The sequence below is a fragment of the Bradyrhizobium sp. Crot121 genome (assembly GCF_059512385.1).
The window spans coordinates 1-19116 of record NZ_JCAMOR010000109.1; the positions used below are offsets into that span (position 1 = coordinate 1).

The following is a 19116-nucleotide window of genomic DNA, read 5'->3' on the forward strand; positions in this document are numbered from 1 at the left end:
CCTCCTTGCCGATCAGTTGACCTGTTACCCATGTCGCCGGTCTATTCTGTTACCTATGTAGCCGGTTAGGACCGTCTTCCCTTCTCCCCTTGTGGGAGAAGGTGGCGCGAAGCGCCGGATGAGGGGTTCTCTCCGCGAGCGCCGGTGCTCGTGGAGGCAACCCCTCACCCCCATCGAGTCTGTTGCCGGCGTCGGAGTAGCCCTCTCCCACAAGGGGCGAGGGCGCATCAACAGGCTTCGTTGGCCAGCCCACATCAGCCGAGCCGCTGCCGCGCCAGCTTGGCGCCTGCGCCGAGCGCCATCAGCTTGGCTTCCGCGATATCGCGCCGCATCGGCGCCATGCCGCAATTGGTCGTCGCGACGATGTTGCTCTTCGGCACGAATTTCGCGACCGCCTCGATCACATTGGCCACGTCTTCGGCGGTCTCGACAACGTCGCTCGCGACATCGATCACGCCGGCCTGAACGATCTTGCCCGGCAATAGCGCGAGCAGCTCGATCGGCACTTTCGAGTTGCGGCATTCGATCGCGACCTGCTGGATCGTGCTCTTGTCGATCACAGGAAACGTCTCTTCATATTGCCGCCATTCGCTGCCCAGGGTCTCTTTCCAGTCGGTATTGGCCTTGATGCCGTAGCCGTAACAGATGTGCACGGCGGTCTCGCAGGTCAGCCCCTCGGCGGCGCGCTCCAGCGCACTTATGCCCCAGTCGCGGACGTCGTCCATGTAAACATTGAAGGCGGGCTCGTCGAACTGGATCATGTCGACGCCGTCGGCTTGCAGCGCCTTGGCCTCCTCGTTCAGGAGCTCGGCAAAGGCGAAGGCCATCTTGACCCGGTCGCCGTAATATTGGTCGGCGATGGTGTCGATGATGGTCATCGGGCCGGGCAGGGTGAATTTCAGCTTGCGCGTCGTGTGGGTGCGGGCGACACGGGCCTCGGTCGCATGGACACGGCCCTTGAGCTGCAGCGGCGCCACCACCTGCGGCACCATCGCCTTATAGCGGTCCTTGCGGATACCCATCTCGACCTTGTGGGCGAAATCGATGCCCTCGACCTTCTCCAGGAAGCCATGGACGAAATGCTGCCGCGCCTGCTCGCCCTCGGTGACGAGATCGATTCCGGCATCCTCTTGCAGCTTCAGCGCGAGCAGGGTGGCGTCGCGCTTGGCGCGCGCCAGCTCGTCGCCTTGCGACTTCCAGGGCGCCCACAGCGTGTTGGGTTCGGCCAGCCATTCCGGTTTCGGCAAGGAGCCTGCGATCGTGGTCGGAAACAGCATGTCTGGCCTCCCTCGGTTCGGATTGAGCGCCTGTCTGCCATGTCTTATGATCGAGGTACAGAACAACAAGCGTCTTTATGACGCGACCTCTGGGAGAAACCATGATCGACCTGCACTACGCGCCGACGCCGAACGGCTGGAAGATTTCGATCATGCTGGAGGAACTCGGGCTTCCCTATCAGGTCATCCCGGTCAATATCCGCGCCGGCGAGCAGTTTCGCCCGGAATTCCTGGCGATCAGCCCGAACAACCGGATTCCGGCGATCGTCGATCACGCTCCTGCCGACGGCGGCGAGCCGTTCGCTGTGTTCGAGACCGGCGCGATCCTGATCTATCTCGCCGAGAAGACCGGCCGCTTCCTGCCTGCGGATATGCGCGGCCGTTCCAGGGTCATTCAGTGGGTGATGTGGCAGGTGGGCGGGCTCGGTCCGATGCTTGGCCAGCACGGCCATTTCGCGCTCTATGCCGCCGACAAGATCCCCTATGCGATCGAGCGCTACCGCGACGAGGCGGCGCGGCTCTATGGCGTGCTCGACCGCCAACTCGGCAAGACCGGCGCCTATATCGCCGGCGACTACTCCATTGCTGACATCGCCTGCTTCCCCTGGACCATGACCCACAAGGCGCAGGGTTTTACGCTCGACGACTACCCGAACATCAAGCGCTGGTACGCCGGGGTGCGCGCCCGGCCGCAGGTGCAGGCGGGGCTCGCGATCGGCAAGTTCGTCAAGGAACCGTTCGACGAGCAGGCACGCAAGAACATGTTCGGCCAGCGCGCCAGGGAGATGCTGGAGAAGCAGTAACTACCCGTCATTCCGGGGCGCGACGAAGTCGCGAGCCCGGAATCCATTTCGCCGCTGGCGCGCGCTGATCAATGGATTCCGGGCTTGCGCCTTGCGGCGCATCCCGGAATGACGAAAATGGACACAAGCGATATCACAACAGGAAACGCCACCATGATCGAATTCTTCTTCGACTGCTCCAGCCCCTGGACCTATCTCGCCTTCCACAACATCCAGCCGTTGGCAAAGGAGTTCGGCGTCGATATCTCCTGGCGGCCGATCCTGGTCGGCGGCATCTTCAACACCGTCAACCCGAGCGTCTACGCCTCGCGCGAAACGCCGGTGCCGCTGAAGGCGCGCTACATGAAGAAGGATCTCTCCGACTGGGCGCGCTCGGCAGGCCTTGCGATCAAGATGCCGCCAAGCGTGTTTCCCGTGAACAGTGTCAAGGCGATGCGCGGCTGCATCTGGCTCGGCAACGACAAGATGGTGCCGTTCGCGCGCGCGGTGTTCGAGGCTTATTGGGGGGACGACAAGGACATTTCGCAGGATGCGGTGCTGACCGAGATCTGCAACAAGGTCGGCATCGATCCGGCAAAATTCTTCGCCGGCATCAGCCAGCAGGCGATCAAGGACCAGCTCAAGGCCAACACCGATGAAGTGATGGCGCGCGGCGGCTTCGGCTCGCCGACCATCTTCATCGACAAGACCGACATGTATTTCGGCAACGACCGCTTGCCGCTGATCCGCGAGGCGCTGGAGCGCAAGAAGGAGCGCGCAGCCTGATGCCGAAAGCCGTTGTCTGCCGCGAGCTCGGCCCGCCCGAGCGCCTGCGGCTGGAAACATTTTCGTCCGCGCCATTGAAGGCAGGCGAGGTGCGCGTCGCGATCCGCGCCGCGGGGATCAATTTTCCCGACGTGCTGATGGCGGCCGGCGAATATCAGCTCAAGCCGCCATTGCCGTTCACGCCGGGGATGGAAGCCGCCGGCGACGTGGTCGAGGTAAATGATGCCGCGGACGTCAAGGTCGGCGACAAGGTCATCGTCAAGATGCGCCACGGCGCCTTCAGCGACGAGGCGGTGGCCACGCCGTCGCAGCTCACGCGGATGCCGTCGACGTTCGACTATGCGGAAGGCGCGACCTTTCTTGCCGCGCACGGCACGGCCTATCATGCGCTGATCGACCGCGGCCAGCTTCGGCACGGCGAGGTGCTGCTGGTGCATGGCGCCGGCGGCGGCGTGGGACTGGCGGCGGTCGAGATCGGCAAGCTGCTCGGCGCCGTCGTGATCGCTGCCGCGTCCAGCGAGGAGAAGCTTGCGATCGCCAAGGCGAGGGGAGCGGACCATCTCGTGCTCTACGATCGCGAGCCGTTTCGCGATGCCGTGAAACGCATTACGGATGGCAACGGCGCCGATGTCGTGTTCGATCCGGTCGGCGGCGAGGTGTTCGAAAACTCGATGCGCTGCATCAACTGGGGCGCGCGGCTGCTCGTCATCGGCTTCACCGGCGGCATCGGGCTTGCCCGCACCAATCTCTTGATGATCAAGGGCGCCAGCGTGCTCGGCATCCGCGCCGGCGAAGCCGTGCGGCGGAATCCGGCGCTGGGCGAGGTGCGCATCAAGGCGCTGACCGAATGGGCGGAAGCCGGCAAGGTGCGCCCGAACATCTCGCATCGTTTGCCGCTGGAGGATGTTGCGAAAGCGATGCGCCTGCTGCTGGAGCGCAAGGCGATCGGCCGCGTGGCGCTGATGATGGGGTGAACCTTCTCTGTCATGCCCCGCCAACGGGTCTCGCTTTCGGCGAGCCCGATGACAGGCTCCGTCGGAGCATCCAGTACGCCGCGGTCTTTCGGTGAATCTTGATCGCCTCTGAGATACTGGATCACCCGCCTTCGCGGGTGATGATGGATACTGGCGTCACTTGCCCGCCTGCGCGTAGCCGAGACATGTCCGCACGATCTGGCCGCAGACGGCATCCCGCGCGTCGCCGATGTCGGTATTCCCGGCGTACTGCACCTCCGCGACCTTGCCGCCGACGAAGCGGAGCTGCACGCGGCAATAGCCGTTCAAGGGCTGGCCGCCGATGTTCAGCCCGGGTGGGATCGTGAGAGCCGGCGGCGCGATGCCACCGGGCGCACTGGCGGCATGCTCATACATCCAGATTTCGCCGGTGCCGTCCTTGGTGGTTCCAGTCGGCAGCCCCGCGCACATCCGGATGTTCGATTGATTAAGTCCGATCAGGCTTTCCCGGCCGCGCCGCGCCCATTCGGCGTCCCGTTCGGCACAGCCGGCCAGGACGAGGGGTGCCAGGATAAGCATCCGCAGGCGAAGTCGCATCGGTACCGATTCAGTGACTGGATTTACAGCGACGATATCGCGTTGCGAATTTGCGTTGCAGTGGACGTGCTGCTCGCCTCCATGCGCGGCCGGCATGGATCAAAAGCCGAGGTGGCACGTTATCGACGCCCACTTTACCAATGCGCCGTAAATTTCCCCTCCCGCAGGAACGCAATCGTCTGCGCGATCGCCGCGTCATTGCGCGCCAGCCATGGATGTGACGTGCGCACGACAATATGATCGGTCATGCCGTCGAGCCTGGTGTTCGCGACCGACACACGACCGTCATGTGGCCGCGGCAGGAAGGCCGAGGCGACAGGGTAGATTGAACGGTTCCCGGCGATGATGCCAACCGGATAGTCGATCGGCGGCAGCAGCGCCATGGTCGCAACGTCGCGCAGCGTGCCAAGCTGCTGCCCGGCCGGGCCAAAGAAGGCGCGATACAGCACGACATTCTTCAAGCGGTCCGCGATCTCGCTACCGCCGTTGGGCGTCCCCAGCATCATCACGCGCCCGAGATTGTGCGGCCGGTGTTTGGCGAGATAGACGCGCGCCAGCAGTCCGCCCATGGAATGGCAGACGAAGTGCACTCGGCCACCAAGACGGCCTGCGAAAGTTTCGATCGCGGGATGGATGTCTTCCGCCAGCGCCTCAAGCGGTTTGCGGCGGCTGGCGTAGTCGAGATTGAGCGTTGTATAACCGGCGCGCTCGATCGCGCTTTCCATCTTGCGGAACGAACGCGCGGTCCGGCTGATGCCGTGCAGGAGGACGGCGCCGTCCCGTGCTGGCGTCATCCCAAGTGTGCTCACTTATATGCGCGTTCCTGCCACCACGGGAAATAGTCGGGCATGTCGGACGAGACCTTGTTCTTGAATTGCGCGGGGCGCTTTTCCAGGAACGAGACCACGCCTTCCTTGACGTCGTCCGAGCGGCCGCGGGCATAGATGCCGCGGCTGTCGACCTTGTGCGCTTCCATCGGATCGTCGGCGCCGAGCATGCGCCACATCATCTGCCGGATCAGCGCCACCGAGACCGGCGCCGTCTTGGCGGCGATCTCCTTGGCCAGCGCGCGGGCGGTCGGCAACAGCTCGTCCGGGGGCACCACCTTGCTGACGAGACGGCCGGCAAGTGCCTCCTGCGCAGGGAACACGCGGCCGGTGTAGCACCACTCCAGCGCCTGCGAGATGCCGACGATGCGCGGCAGGAACCAGCTCGAGGCCGCCTCCGGCACGATGCCGCGTTGGGAGAACACGAAGCCGAACCGCGCGGCCTCGCTCGCAATGCGGATGTCCATCGCAAGCTGCATGGTGACGCCGATGCCGACCGCAGGCCCGTTCACCGCCGCGATCACCGGCTTCAGGCTCTTGAAGATACGCAGCGTCACCCGGCCGCCGCCGTCGCGCACATTGGGATCGCTGTAATCGACCGCGCCGCTCGGCAGCCGCTTCACCGGTCCGCGCCGCGCATCGCGGTCAAAGGTGTTGGCGCCGGAGGAGAGATCGGCGCCCGCGCAGAAGGCGCGGCCCTCGCCGGTGACGATGATGGCGCGGATGTCGTCGTCCTTGTCGGCGGCATCGAAGGCGTCGATCAGCTCCTGCTGCATCATCGCGTTGAAGGCGTTGAGCTTGTCCGGACGGTTCAGCGTGATCGTGAGGATCTGCTCGGCGACCTCGTATTTGATCGTCTCATACCCCATGGTGGTTTCCTTCCTTGTGTCTGTTCGTTGCGTCCCAGCGCAAATCATCGTCATGCCCGGGCTTGACCCGGGCATCCACGTTCTTGCTTCATCGCAAGCGTATAGACGTGGATGGCCGGGACAAGCCCGGCCATGACGGAGTGTGCGGATTATTTCTCAGGCGGCTGCGGCCAGGGGCGTTGCGGGCCGCGCAGGGCCTCGAAGGCCTTGCCCATGCCGAGCACGCCGATGTCGTCGAAGCGGCGGCCGATGATCTGCGCGCCGATCGGGAAACCCTTCTTGTCGTAGCCGCCGTTGATCGACAGCGCCGGGTTCTCCGACATATTCCATGGCACGGTATAGCAGATGTGCTCGAACGGCTTGTCAGGATCGTTGAGCGGGGCGGGGAGCTCGGCCGCGAAGTTCACCACCGGTGAGACCGGCGAGATGATGTAGTCGAAGTCGCAGAACAGTTTGGCTGCGGCCGCGCGAATCGCCATGGTCTGGTTGAAGCCGCGGATGACATCCACGCCCGACAGCTTCGCGCCGGCCTCGCCCCATTTGTAGATATAGGGCAGCACCTTTGCGCGCTCGTCCGCAGACAGTTTCGACAGATCGTCCCACATCCGCGCGCGCCAGAAATTGTCGAGACCCTCGAGCATTTCCCGCGTGAAGAAGCCGTCGACCTCGGTGACGACGGCGCCTGCGGATTCGAAGGTTTTCGCCGCCTTCACCACGACGTCGCGCACTTCCTTCTCGAGCGCCTGGCCGACGTCGAGATCGAGCATCAGGCCGAGGCGCATCTTGCGCGGCGACTTCTCGAGCGTCTTCCAGTTGATCTCATGCGCCGGCAGGCTCATGCCGTCGCGGCGATCGGGGCGCGACAGCACGCTCATCATCAGCGCGGCGTCGTCGACGGTGCGGGTCATCGGACCCGCAACGCGGCCGACATAGGGCGGATCGATCGGGACGCGCCCGAGGCTCGGCTTCAGTGCGACCAGGCCGCACCAGCATGCCGGCAGGCGCACCGAGCCGCCGATGTCGGTGCCGAGATGCAGCGGCCCGTAGCCGGCCGCAGCGGCCGCACCTGCGCCTGCGCTCGAGCCGCCGGGATTCTTGCTGAGGTCCCAGGGATTGCGGGTGAGGGGATGGAACGAAGAGAGTCCGGAGGACAGCATGCCGTAATCCGGCATCGTGGTCTTGGCGAAGATCACCGCGCCCGCTTCGCGCAAGCGTGCCGCAGGAGGAGCATCCTTTTCCGCCGGCACGTGCTTGACGCTGGCGGCACCGAGCGGCACCGGCTGGCCTTTGGTGGCGATATTGTCCTTGATCGTGACAGGCACGCCGTCGAGTGTGCCCATCGGCTCGCCGGCCTGCCACCGATCGGTCGAGGCCTTGGCCACTGCGCGCGCGCCATCCGGGTCGTACAGATAGAGCGCCTTGATGTGCGGTTCCCACTGCGCGACATGCGCGATCACCTCGTCCAGCACCTCCAGCGGCGAGAACTGCTTGGCGCGGTAGCCCGCGATCAGGTCGGTGGCGGAAAGGTCGTGCAGCGAGGTGACGGCTTCTTCGGGGGCTGGTTTATGCATGGGCACCTACCGGCAAACGAGTCTCGATGATGCGTGCGAACATGCTGGCGCCAACAGGCAGAATCTTGTCGTCGAGGACATAACCGGGATTGTGCACCGGCACCGAGCCATCATGGCCGACCCAGAAATAGGCACCGGGCACCGCCATCATCATGTCGGCAAAATCCTCGCTGCCCATCTTCGGCTGCGAGCGGGTGATGACCTTCGACGGATCGACCACCGTGCGCGCGACCTGCTCGACCACGCGAGACTGTTCTTCCTGGTTGACGAGCACGCTGAAACCGTCGCGGATGTCGACGGCGATCTCGGCCTGGAATGTCGCGGCAATGCCGGCGCAGATCGCCCGCATGCGTTCGCGGATCAGCGCGCGCACCTCGTCGGAGAAGGCGCGCACGGTGCCGCACAGCTTCGCATCGCCGGGAATGACGTTATACGCTGAGCCTGAGTGGATTTGCGTGATCGACAGGACCGCTGCCTGCAGCGGATCGACATTGCGGCTGACGATGGTCTGCAGCGCCTGTCCGAGCGTCATCGCGATCACGACAGCATCCTTGGAGCGCTCCGGCATCGCGCCATGCGCGCCATAGCCCTGGATGGTGATGTCGAAGAAATCAGCGCCGGCCATTGCCGGCCCCGGCAGGACCGCGATCTCGCCGTGGTCCAGATCTGGCGCATTATGCAGTCCATAGATCTCGTCGCAGGGAAACTTTTCGAACAGACCGTCCTTGATCATGGCGCGGGCGCCGCCAAGGCCTTCCTCTGCCGGCTGGAAGATGAAATGCACGGTGCCGTCGAAATTGCGGGTTTCGGCGAGATAGCGCGCACTGCCGAGCAGCATGGTGGTGTGGCCGTCATGGCCGCAGCCGTGGAAGCGGCCGGGAATGGTCGAGCGCCATTTCAGGTTGGTGTTTTCCTCCATCGGCAGCGCGTCCATGTCGGCGCGCAGGCCGATGCGCTTGCCGCCATTGCCCTTGCCCTTGAGCACGCCGACGACGCCGGTGCCGCCGAGGCCGCGATGCACCTCGATGCCCCAGCTCGCGAGCTTCTCGGCGACGATGCCGGAGGTGCGGACCTCCTCAAAGCCGATCTCGGGATGGGCATGGAAATCCCGACGGATCGCCGTGAGTTCGTCGGCAAAGCCTTCGATGCGTTCGATGGTGGGCATTTGGTCCTTATCCGGTTGAACGTGATGTGTTGACAGGCGCAAAGGCGGGCCCGTTCGGCTTGATACGGATTCCCGGCCGCAATTTGGTCCACGGCAGCGAGGCGGTGTCGGCCGGCATCGCGCCGGGTGCGGCGCAGATCAAAAGCTTCTCGGCGATCGGCTCGAAATCGGCACGGAAATGCACCGAGCTCTTGTTGACGAGGACCGCCTGCTTGGTCGGCTCGATACCGACATAGCGGTACATCGCCTGGTCGGCGAGCTGCGCCTTGTGCGAGCTGACGACCACCCTGACATCGCCGATGCGCAGGCACGCCGACGGTCCCATGTCCATGTCGCGGCCGCCATAATAGGGACCGGGCGCCACGAACTTTCCGTCCGAGAGCTGCTCGACGACGAAGGTTTCCTTGTAGGGCGCATCGCCCGGGATGCCCGACTTGCCGCCGAGCGCGAGCGTTACGGTGGCGCCGACGCCCGCGGCATGCGCCGCCTTCGCCGATTGGGGGTCGTAGATCACGCCGGTTGCGGCGCGGGTCGCATTGTTGCGCACCAATGCGCGCAGCATCCCTGTGGTGTCGGAGTCGCCGCCGGCGCCGGGATTGTCCTGGGTGTCGGCAATGATGATCGGCCTGGTCGCGGTCTTTGCCAATTCCATCGCATGGCGGACGCCGTCGTCGGGTGAATAGATGCGGCCGTCGAAATCGTCCTCATGGCCCGCGATCAGCGCGGCAAGCTTGTCGGCGGCGGCATCGGCGTCGGCCTGTGTCCTGCCGTAAGCGAACACGCTCGGCCCGCAATGTTCGAAATCGGCCGCGGGAAAGCCCGGCGCAAAGGACAGGGTCGGCACCGCATCGCCCTCCATCGCGGCGAGCTTCTCGTAGATGCCTCTGGTCGGCTGGTCATTGGTGCACTGCCAACTGATCGGGATCAGGAACGGCAATTGCCGGAACGCTTTTGCAAAGCGCTGCCTGGTCTTCAGCAGCAGCGCGAGATGTCTTGCGGATGCGCGGCCGGTGTCGGCCATGTCGACATGAGGGTAGGTGCGGTAGGCGATCAGCGCATCGGCATGCTCGACCATCTCAGGCGTGACATTGGCGTGCAGATCGAGACTTGCGACCAGCGGCACGTCCTTGCCGATCACGTTGCGCACGCGCGCCAATATCTCGCCTTCGCCGTCGTCGAGATGCTCGGTCACCATCGCGCCGTGCAGGTCGAGATAGACAGCATCGAGCGGGCCTGCACTGGCGATGCCGTCGATCATTTTCTTGACGATACGCTCGAACGCATCTTCGGTCACATGGGCGGACGGGCTGGCACCGCAGGAGATCGTGGGGATCAATTCCCAGCCATTGGCTTCGGCGGCCTCGACGAAGCCGGCTAGCCCGACATTGATCTTGCGCATCACCTTCAACACGTCGGCGCCCTGCGCCATCGATGGCCAGCCGCCGCCATGCACGAAATCATCATAGGTCGCTTTGGTCGGCGCGAAGGTGTTGGTCTCGTGCAGGAAGCCGCCGACGGCGATACGGGTCATTGATCAGGGTCTCGTAAAGAGGTCGTGGGGCGCGACGTTAAGCGTGTCGCTGCGGCCAGCGCAAGCCGCGAAGCATTGCGAATGATGCGTAGCCCGGATGCAGACGCGTAGCCCGGATGGAACGTGGGGGCAATCTGGGATACCGGAACGCCGTCATTGCGAGCGGAGCGAAGCAATCCATCTCTCCGCTTGTTGAGGCATGGATTGCTTCGTCGCTGCGCTCCTCGCAATGACGGAGGAGGACCGGCTACTCCGCGGCCTCAGCCACCGGCCGGAAATTGGCAAAATCCCAGCCGCGGCCGGGTGCGGCATCAAGTAGCGCCCTGGTGTAAGCCTCTTTCGGGTGAGTGAGCACTTCCGCCGCCGGCCCCTGTTCGACGACGCGGCCATGCTGCATCACAACGACATCGTCGCAGATTTGCGCCGCAACGCGCAAATCGTGGGTGATGAACAGCAGCCCGATGCCGAGCCGCTTCTGGATCTCATCCAGGAGATCCAGCACCTGCGCCTGCACGGAGACGTCGAGCGCGGACACCGCCTCGTCCGCCACCAGCACCTCAGGGTCGAGCGCGAGCGCGCGCGCAATCGCAATGCGCTGGCGCTGGCCGCCGGAGAACTGGTGCGGATAGCGCGAGATCGCGTCCGCCGGCAAATGCACCAGCTCGAGCAGTTCGCGCGCTTTGCTCAGCGCCTCCTTGTGCGGCATGCCGTAATTGATCGGGCCTTCCGCGATCGACTCGCCGACGGTGACGCGCGGGTTGAGCGAGCGGTAGGGATCCTGGAAGATGATCTGGATCTTCTTGCGGTGCGGCTGCAACAGCCGCCGCGACAGTTCGGAGATTTCGCGGCCCACCAGCCGCACCCCGCCGGAGGTCGGGTCGATCAGGCGCACGATGCAGCGCGCCACCGTCGATTTGCCCGAGCCGCTTTCGCCGACGATGCCGAGCGTGCGGCCTTTGCGCAGCGTCAGCGTGACGTCCTTGGCGGCCGCGACCTCGCGGATTTTGCCGAGGAAGGAACGCTCGCGATAGACCTTGCAGAGCTCGTTGGCCTCGAGCACTACCGGTTCCCTGGTCTCCTCGCGCGGCGGCCGCGGCACCAGGCTCGGCACCGAGGCCAGCAGGTTACGGGTATATTCCATCGACGGATTGCGCAGGATGCTGTCCAGCGGCCCGCTCTCGACCAGCCGGCCGTGACGCATCACCGCGACGCGGTCGGCGATTTCAGCGACGACACCCATGTCGTGGGTGATGAACAGCACCGCGGTGCCATGGTCGCGCTGCAGGTCGCGGATCAAGGTGAGGATTTGCTTCTGCGTGGTGACGTCGAGCGCGGTGGTCGGCTCATCCGCAATCAAGAGCTTCGGCTCCAGCACCAGCGCCATCGCGATCATGATGCGCTGGCGCTGTCCGCCAGAAAGCCGGTGCGGATAGGAGGCGAAGATGCGCTCCACATCGGGCAGCCGCACCTGCTCCATCATCGCAAGGATCTTCTGCCGCCGCGCGCGGGCGTCGAGATTGGTGTGCACGCGCAGGACTTCGTCGATCTGGCGGCCGACCGGCACCACCGGGTTGAGCGCCGTCATCGGCTCCTGGAAGATCATCGCCATCCGCGTGGCGCGCAATTGCCGCAAGCGGCGGTCGCTTGCGGTGAGCAATTCCTCGCCCACCAGCTTGACGCTGCCACCGGTTGGTATCAGCGAGCCCTTCTGCAACAGGCCCATCACCGTGAGCGAGGTCACCGATTTGCCGGAACCGCTTTCGCCGACCAGGCACAGCGTCTCGCCTTCTCGGACTTGCAGTGAAATGCCGTCGATGATGCGGCTTGCGCCCGGCTTATTGCCGAGGGCGACGACGAGATTGTCGATGTCGAGGACGATGTCGGTCATTCAGTTACTCTCTCGTCATTCCGGGGCGCGCGAAGCGCGAGCGCGGAATCCATCGGGCCACAAGTGCAAGCGGAGAAATGGATTCCGGGTTCACGCTTCGCGCGCCCCGGAATGACGGAGTGAATGGCTTCATCACTTCCCGCTCCCCCGCTGCTTCATGCGCGGATCGAGCGCATCGCGTGCGGCGTCGCCGATCAGGTTCACGGAGAGGATCGCGATCGATAGCAAGAGGCCGGGCCAGAAGATCAGGGACGGCTTGATCTGAAAGTACGCGCGTCCCTCGGCCATGATGTTGCCCCAGGTTGGCGTTTCCGGCGAGATGCCGGCGCCGAGGAACGACAGGATCGCTTCGGTCAGCACGGCGGAGGCGCAGACATAAGTGCCCTGCACGATCAGCGGCGCGATCGTGTTCGGCATCAGGTGCCGCCACATGATCTTCGGCAGGCTGGAGCCGAGCGAGATCGCGGCTTCCACATAGGGCTCCTCGCGTGCGGTGAGCACCACCGAGCGCACCAATCGCGCCACCCGCGGCACCTCGGGAATGGTGATCGCCACCAGCACGGTCCAGATGCTGGCGCCCGACAGCGAGACCACGGCGATCGCGAGCAGGATGCTCGGGATCGCCATCAGGCCGTCCATGATCCGCATCATCACCGCGTCGACCCATTTGAAGAAGCCGGAGACGAGACCGATCACGAGCCCGATGCTGATCGAGAACACGGCGGCACCGAGCCCGATCAGAAGCGAGATCCGGCCCCCATAGATGATCCGTGACAACAGATCGCGGCCAAAGGCGTCGGTACCGAGCGGGAACTCGGCGCTGGCCGGCTTCAGTCGCAGTGCCGGTGCGAGCTGCACCGGGTCATGCGGCGCAAGCCATGGCGCGAAGATCGCCATCAGGATGATCAGCGACAGGCAGATCGTCGCCACCGTCATGATCGGCGTCGAGGTGAGGAATCCAAATCGTGGCCGCAGCGGCGTCGTGATCGGAAGCGACGACTCGGGGAGGGTATCGATCGCCATCAGTAGCGGATCCTTGGATCAAGCAGGGTATAGGCGAGGTCGATCAAGAGGTTGACGGCGACATAGATGCCCGACGTCAGCAGGATCATGGCCTGGATCACCGGATAGTCGCGCGCCAGCACCGCATCGACGGTGAGGCGGCCGATGCCGGGCAGATTGAACACGCTCTCGGTGACGACGACGCCGGAGATCAGAAGTGCAAAGCCGCTGCCAATCACGGTGATGACAGGCACTGCCGCGTTGCGCAGCCCGTGCCGCAGCAGCACGCCCATCTCGCCAATGCCTTTGGCGCGTGCGGTGCGGATGTAATCCTCACCCATCACATCAAGCATCGAGGCACGCGTCATGCGTGCGATCAGCGCGACATAGATAAAGGACAAAGCACAGGTCGGCAGGATGATGCGCTGGAAGAACGGGCCGAAGCCGGCGGTGATGCTCTTGAAGCCCTGCACCGGAACCCAGCGCAAATCGATCGCGAAGATCTGGATCAGCACATAGCCGATCACGAACACCGGCACGGAGAAGCCGAGCACGGACAGTCCCATCACGAAGCGATCGATCCAGGTGCCGTGCCGCCAGGCCGCGATCACGCCGAGCGGCACCGCCACCACGATCGAAAGCACGATGGTGGAAAGCGCGATCGAGATCGAGGGCTCAATGCGCTGGCTGATCATCTTCAGTACCGGCACGTTCGAGATCAGGGACACGCCGAGATCGCCGTGCAGGAGTTTGCCGACCCAGGTCACGAACTGGATATAGATCGGCTCGTTCAATCCGAGCGAGGTGCGGATACGCTCGAGCTGCTCGGGCGTTGCGTTGTCGCCGGCGAGGATCGCCGCGGGATCGCCCGGCGTCAGCCGCAGCAGGAGGAACACGAACAGTGCCACCACGCCCATCACGGGAATAGCGGCAAGGATTCGGCGAAGCAGATATCCCAGCAATGTCGATCCGTCAGATTAGGGTCAGTTAAGAGTGACGTCGGCCGTTAACCTGAGTTCCGTCACCAGCGTAGCATTTCAGCAATTCCCGTGCCATCGGCCTACTCACTGCCGTCATGCCCGGGCTCGTCCCGGGCATCCACGCCTTTTCACGCGGCCGCGGCACGTGGATGGCCGGGTCAAGCCCGGCCATGACGAGCCGACTGCAGCGTCTGGGCAATCACTGCAACGTCGCCAATAACCCTGCCATCAGCCGGCCGCGCTCGGCAAGGCTGTCGACCTCGATATGTTCATTGAGCGTGTGTGCATCGGCACCGCGCACGCCGAGGCCGTCGAGCGTGGGCACGCCCATCGCCCCGGTGAAATTGCCGTCGGAACCGCCGCCCTTGCTGCCGTGGGGTAGCTTCAAGACCATCCCTTCCGCAAGCGCGCGGGCCTTTTCATAGAGCGCCATGGTGCCGGCATCCGGCTCCCAGACTGGGCGGGTGACGCCGCGCGTCACCGTGAAGGTGACATCATTCGACGTGCCCGACAGCGCCAGCATCCGCTCGACGCCGCGGTCGAGATCGGCCTGGCGCTTGGCCATGCTGAGCGCTTCGCCGGTGCAGGTGGTGGCGACGCAATTGACCCATCGGCCGCCATGCACGATGCCGACCGAGAAGGTGCAGTCCTCCGTCGTCATGCCGTCGATCGCGAGGATCTGCCGCGCCATCTCACGGATCGCCGAACGGCCGGAAGAGAGTGTCGCGCCGGCATGGCTCGGCCGTCCCGTTGCCTCCAGGTTGAAGCGCGCGATCGCATAGCGGCCGGTGACGACGCCGTTGTCGGCGGTGCCTGGCTCCGGCACCAACACATATTTATTACGCGCGGCTTCCGCCTCGATGATATCGCGCGTCGAGGGCGTGCCGACTTCCTCGTCCGGCGTGAACAGCACCGTGATCGGCAATGGCGTCGTGAACGAGGCGCGGATCAATTGCCGGATTGCTTCCAAGGTTAGATAATTGCCGCCCTTCATGTCGAGGATGCCGGGGCCGAAACATTTGTTGCCTTCGCGCCGCCACTTCAGCTTCTCGAGGGTGCCGACCGGGTGCACCGTGTCGAGATGACCTGCGATCAAAATGCCGGGCTCGCCGAACTTCGGATGGGGAAAGCGCGCACGCACGCAGCCGGCAAAGCCTTGGCGGCCAGCAATGCGCTCGATCGTCGCACCCATGATCGCCATCTCGCGCGCTGCAAGGTCGAGCATGCGCTCGACAGCCGCCGCGTCCCAGGTCGGACTCTCGCACTCCACCCAGCTACGCAGGCCCTGCAGCATCACTTCGGAATCAAAGGGAAGATTGGCTGGATACATGAGGTCTCTCTCTTCGTTGCTGCAGGTGCGCAATGCAATCGGATCGCGATCGTCGAAATCGGCCGGCGAAGTTGTAGCGTCAATTGCGGGGAGCCGCACCATTCGTTTGTGTACATCCGATCTCGACTAAAACCCGATTGACGCAAAACACGCTTGGTGCAAGTCTCAAATTTGCCGCCCTTGCAGCATGTTAGTCCGCCTAAATAACGGACCGAGTGCATAACGAATAAGCCGGCTTTGACCAGTTTCACGTCAGGAGAGACACGAATGTTCCAAACGTCCAGTTGGAAGCGCAGGGCGCTGGCATCAGCGTTATCAATCGTTGCGCTCTCGGTGGCGCTGAGCGCGCAGGCGCTCGCGGCCGGCAAGACCATCACCGCGGTGATGCATTCGGACTTGCGCGTGATCGATCCGATCATGACCACGGCCTACATCAGCCGCGATCATGGCTACATGGTCTATGACACGCTGCTCGCGACCGACTTCAATTTCAAGATCCAGCCTCAGATGGCGGACTGGAAGGTCTCCGACGACAAGCTCACTTATACTTTCACGCTGCGCGACGGCTTGAAATGGCATGACGGCACGCCGGTGACGGCGGAAGATTGCGTCGCCTCGCTGCAGCGCTGGGGCAAGGTCGACGGCATGGGTCAGAAGCTGATGGACTTCGCCGAAAGCCTCACCGCGACCGATGCCAAGACGATCACGCTGAAGCTGAAGGAGCCCTATGGCCTGGTGCTGGATTCGATCGGCAAGCCGTCCTCGCGCGTGCCGTTCATGATGCCGAAGCGTCTCGCCGAGACCCCGCCCGACAAGCCGATTCCCGAGCAGATCGGCTCCGGCCCGTTCAAGTTTGTGCAAGCCGAATTCCAGCCGGGCGTGAAGGCGGTCTACGAGAAGTTCAAGGACTATGTGCCGCGCAAGGAGCCGGCGAACTGGACCTCCGGCGGCAAGGTCGTGAAGGTCGATCGCGTTGAATGGATCACCATGCCCGACGCGCAGACCGCGGTGAACGCGCTGCAGTCGGGTGATATAGATTTCATGGAGTTCTTGCCGCTCGACATGCTGCCGGTGCTTGAGCCGAACAAGGATCTCAAGATCGAGGTCCTCAATAAGTTCGGCTTCCAGACGCTGGGGCGCATGAACTTCCTTTATCCACCGTTCGATAACGTGAAGGTGCGGCGCGCCGCCTTCCTAGCGATGAACCAGAAGGACGTGCTCGATGCGTTGGTCGGCAATGCAAAGTACCAGACGATCTGCGGCGCCTTCTTTGGTTGCGGAACGCCACTCGAGACCGATGTCGGTGCTGAGACTCTGGTGAAGGGCAACGGCATGGCCGAAGCCAAGAAGGCGCTGGCCGAGTCCGGCTATGACGGCACGCCGGTCGTGATCATGGCGCCCGGCGACGTGATCACGCTGAAGGCGCAACCGATCGTCGCCGCTCAGTTGCTGCGCGATGCCGGGTTCAAGGTCGACCTGCAGGCCACTGACTGGCAGACCGTGGTGACCCGTCGCGCCAGCCAGAAGCCGCCGAAGGAGGGCGGCTGGAATATGTTCTTCACCAATTGGGTCGCTGCCGACGTTGCCAATCCCATCGTCAACGCCTCCCTTACCGGCCGCGGCAAGAACGGCGGTTGGTTCGGCTGGGCTGAGGACGCCAAGATCGAGGAGCTCCGCGACAAGTTTGCCCGTTCCCCCTCGCCGGATGAGCAGAAGAAGATCGCCGCCGAGATCCAGAAGCAGGCCTACGACCAGGTGATGTATATCCCGCTCGGCCAGTATTCTCTCCCGAGCGGCTGGCGCAAATCGCTCACCGGCGTGCTCGACGGCCCGGCGACGCCGATCTTCTGGAACATCGACAAGAGCGAGTAGGGCGCTTCATCGAATAATAAAGCAAAATGGCCGGGCTCAGCCCGGCCATTTTCATTGAGCGAGCGAGTTTCGTCCGCGCTCAGCAGTGACTCTCGCGCACGCGTTCCAACCCTTCGTTCAGAAGCGGCGGAGCGGGTTCCGGCAGCGAAGCCGGCCTGCGCGTCTCTTGCTTCTGCTCTTGCGGTTCCGGATGCTGTTCCGCCGCCCGTTGTTCCCCTGGATAGTCTTTCGCCATGTCAATCGCACTCCAATGCTGCATCACAACATTTTCGGCGAGAGAATGTTCCGCACCCGCTGCGCGCCCGGCGACGGTCTCTAATGTCCGAATTTACGGGAACACAGTCATTGTCGCGAAATCGCCGAGTGCCGTGCCTGGCGACATCGCGGCGGCGTACAACGCGACGAGAAACAGCCGCGATAAGAACAGAACACCAATGATGATCGCTACGCGGCCGATCCAGGCTGTCTTCTCCGCAAGCCGATCCTGCTCCGAACTTGCCATCGTCACATCTCCAATCCATACGCGTTGAGATTTGACAGCCGCAAGATTGCCGTCGGCGCGCAAAGACTAGGTTTCTGTGGCAGGCGTTGATGTGATCCCAGCCACACCTGACGGGAACGTGATGAAGGGGGCGCGCGAGCGTGTTGTCGTCGGCTGGCAACTCGAACGTTCTCGCGATCTCGCAAGCAATCAAAGCGTGCTCATTTACGCTTGGTGTCGAGTCGTTTTGGACGATCTCACGAGAGTGGCGCGCAATGATGCGATCCGATGCATCATGGTCTCTCGCTCAAGAACCTTGGCCAGGCGAGTGACTAATCATTCTCTACGGACCGCGTTCGCGTGCGTCTTGGAGAGCCTTGTCACGCATCTGGGTGAGGACAGCCTCAAGCTTGGCGACGTCAGGGCGACTAAACTCGTTGTACTCAGAGAAGAGAAGGTCAGCGAGCTTGCGCCGTGCCTTATCGTCAGAGAGCTTGGCGATTTCGCGGACTAGGTTCGCGGCACGGGACGAGTAGACGTCTTGGCCATGTGTGACAATGTCCGTGTACGGGTGATCAGCCGGCTTTCCATTTGGCATATATCTCCTCCAGATAGTTCTCGGCGGCGTCCTTCTGCAGCTCAGATGTACACTTCTTGTGCGGACAGCTTTGGCTCTGACGTCGGCAATCGGCGCATGATACGGCCTAGTGCGACTTGCTTGTGCGGCGCTTTTTGCGCGGGATGGGCTTGGCATAGTAAGGATTGACCACGCACTGAGCCGCCCGGCCGGAGGCTGATGCCTGACACTGGGGTATCGAGGTGTAGCGACATTCGAAGTAGTAATCCACCATGCCCTGGTAGATCTGCAGGCAGACCGGATAGTTCGGATCGTAAGTCTGGGCCTGGGCTGGCGTTGTCTTGCCGAGCATAACGACTGCCAGGATAGCCAAAGCCAGAATGCGCATCATGATATCCTCGTTCCTGGTAGGTTATGGTCTCGGTCCAGACCGCCATGTGCCGGCTGACTTGCCGGCTCTGGTCGTGTCGTCGTCGTCGTAGCCAAAGCGAGATTCGTCTGATTCGATTGGTGCGGGCGGTGGGACTCGAACCCACACGACGTTGCCATCGAGGGATTTTAAGTCCCTTGCGTCTACCAATTCCGCCACGTCCGCGCCGTTGATTTTCATAGTGTTTTTGCCTTTCCG

At 63.5% G+C, this 19116-nt stretch carries 18 protein-coding genes and 1 tRNA gene; 4 read left to right on the forward strand and 15 right to left on the reverse strand.

All coding sequences use genetic code 11. From position 1 onward, the window contains the following. Positions 1–254: 254 nt before the first annotated feature. Complete coding sequence (locus AC5ZGW_RS41820; RefSeq protein WP_130229418.1) at positions 255–1277, reverse strand: methionine synthase; 1023 nt, start codon at positions 1275–1277, stop codon at positions 255–257. Positions 1278–1378: 101 nt separating this feature from the next. Here AC5ZGW_RS41820 and AC5ZGW_RS41825 point away from each other — a divergent pair, with 101 nt between their 5' ends. The 3 genes from AC5ZGW_RS41825 (at position 1379) to AC5ZGW_RS41835 (ending at position 3819) form a co-directional block, all read left to right on the forward strand. Further along, complete coding sequence (locus AC5ZGW_RS41825; RefSeq protein ID WP_130229419.1) at positions 1379–2080, forward strand: glutathione S-transferase N-terminal domain-containing protein; 702 nt, start codon at positions 1379–1381, stop codon at positions 2078–2080. A 153-nt stretch (positions 2081–2233) separates the two neighbouring features. Beyond that, positions 2234–2845 carry a 2-hydroxychromene-2-carboxylate isomerase gene (locus AC5ZGW_RS41830; protein WP_130229431.1) on the forward strand — a complete coding sequence of 204 codons (612 nt, stop codon included), beginning with the start codon at positions 2234–2236 and terminating at the stop codon, positions 2843–2845. Then, positions 2845–3819 carry an NADPH:quinone oxidoreductase family protein gene (locus tag AC5ZGW_RS41835; protein ID WP_130229420.1) on the forward strand — a complete coding sequence of 325 codons (975 nt, stop codon included), beginning with the start codon at positions 2845–2847 and terminating at the stop codon, positions 3817–3819. The genes AC5ZGW_RS41830 and AC5ZGW_RS41835 overlap by 1 nt, the downstream gene beginning before the upstream one ends. A 156-nt stretch (positions 3820–3975) precedes the next feature. On the opposite strand, the gene AC5ZGW_RS41840 is transcribed toward AC5ZGW_RS41835, so the two are convergent. The 10 genes from AC5ZGW_RS41840 to AC5ZGW_RS41885 form a co-directional block, all read right to left on the reverse strand. Continuing rightward, positions 3976–4395 (reverse strand): hypothetical protein, encoded by a 420-nt coding sequence (locus AC5ZGW_RS41840; RefSeq protein WP_130229421.1) that lies wholly within the window; start codon positions 4393–4395, stop codon positions 3976–3978. A gap of 134 nt (positions 4396–4529) precedes the next feature. Then, positions 4530–5189, reverse strand: a complete 660-nt coding sequence (locus AC5ZGW_RS41845) for an esterase/lipase family protein (RefSeq protein WP_130229422.1) — start codon at positions 5187–5189, stop codon at positions 4530–4532. A gap of 11 nt (positions 5190–5200) precedes the next feature. Beyond that, entirely contained in the window at positions 5201–6091 is an 891-nt protein-coding gene (locus AC5ZGW_RS41850) for a crotonase/enoyl-CoA hydratase family protein (RefSeq protein ID WP_130229423.1), read from the reverse strand. Positions 6092–6240: 149 nt separating this feature from the next. After that, complete coding sequence (locus AC5ZGW_RS41855; protein WP_130229424.1) at positions 6241–7662, reverse strand: amidase; 1422 nt, start codon at positions 7660–7662, stop codon at positions 6241–6243. Next, a complete protein-coding gene (locus tag AC5ZGW_RS41860; RefSeq protein ID WP_130229425.1) occupies positions 7655–8827 on the reverse strand; it encodes a M20 aminoacylase family protein in 1173 nt (390 codons plus the stop codon). Before AC5ZGW_RS41860 ends, AC5ZGW_RS41855 begins: the two co-directional genes overlap by 8 nt. A gap of 7 nt (positions 8828–8834) precedes the next feature. After that, positions 8835–10358 (reverse strand): M81 family metallopeptidase, encoded by a 1524-nt coding sequence (locus AC5ZGW_RS41865; protein ID WP_130229426.1) that lies wholly within the window; start codon positions 10356–10358, stop codon positions 8835–8837. 247 nt (positions 10359–10605) lie between these two features. Beyond that, the gene (locus AC5ZGW_RS41870; RefSeq protein ID WP_130229427.1) at positions 10606–12246 is read right to left on the reverse strand and encodes an ABC transporter ATP-binding protein; all 1641 of its coding nucleotides are present in this window, start codon (positions 12244–12246) and stop codon (positions 10606–10608) included. A gap of 132 nt (positions 12247–12378) precedes the next feature. Next, positions 12379–13269, reverse strand: coding sequence for an ABC transporter permease (locus tag AC5ZGW_RS41875; RefSeq protein ID WP_130229428.1), 891 nt, complete (start codon positions 13267–13269; stop codon positions 12379–12381). After that, on the reverse strand, positions 13269–14210 hold the full coding sequence (locus AC5ZGW_RS41880; RefSeq protein WP_165435526.1) for an ABC transporter permease: 942 nt from the start codon (positions 14208–14210) through the stop codon (positions 13269–13271). The genes AC5ZGW_RS41875 and AC5ZGW_RS41880 overlap by 1 nt, the downstream gene beginning before the upstream one ends. Positions 14211–14427: 217 nt before the next feature. Beyond that, positions 14428–15558: a M20/M25/M40 family metallo-hydrolase gene (locus AC5ZGW_RS41885; protein WP_130229429.1), complete on the reverse strand. Its 1131-nt coding sequence runs from the start codon at positions 15556–15558 to the stop codon at positions 14428–14430. Positions 15559–15825: 267 nt separating this feature from the next. Between AC5ZGW_RS41885 and AC5ZGW_RS41890 the strand changes: the two genes are divergently transcribed. After that, entirely contained in the window at positions 15826–17430 is a 1605-nt protein-coding gene (locus AC5ZGW_RS41890; protein ID WP_130229430.1) for an ABC transporter substrate-binding protein, read from the forward strand. Between the two features lie 79 nt (positions 17431–17509). Here the strand turns inward: AC5ZGW_RS41890 and AC5ZGW_RS41895 are convergent, their stop codons facing one another. From AC5ZGW_RS41895 to AC5ZGW_RS41910, 4 genes are all read right to left on the reverse strand, one after another. After that, positions 17510–17665 (reverse strand): hypothetical protein, encoded by a 156-nt coding sequence (locus tag AC5ZGW_RS41895; protein ID WP_496114096.1) that lies wholly within the window; start codon positions 17663–17665, stop codon positions 17510–17512. Between the two features lie 93 nt (positions 17666–17758). Then, complete coding sequence (locus tag AC5ZGW_RS41900; RefSeq protein WP_165435527.1) at positions 17759–17932, reverse strand: hypothetical protein; 174 nt, start codon at positions 17930–17932, stop codon at positions 17759–17761. 683 nt (positions 17933–18615) lie between these two features. Next, the gene (locus tag AC5ZGW_RS41905; protein WP_496114097.1) at positions 18616–18879 is read right to left on the reverse strand and encodes a DUF3551 domain-containing protein; all 264 of its coding nucleotides are present in this window, start codon (positions 18877–18879) and stop codon (positions 18616–18618) included. 117 nt (positions 18880–18996) lie between these two features. Beyond that, positions 18997–19083: transfer RNA gene (locus AC5ZGW_RS41910), tRNA-Leu, on the reverse strand. Between the last annotated feature and the right edge of the window lie 33 nt (positions 19084–19116).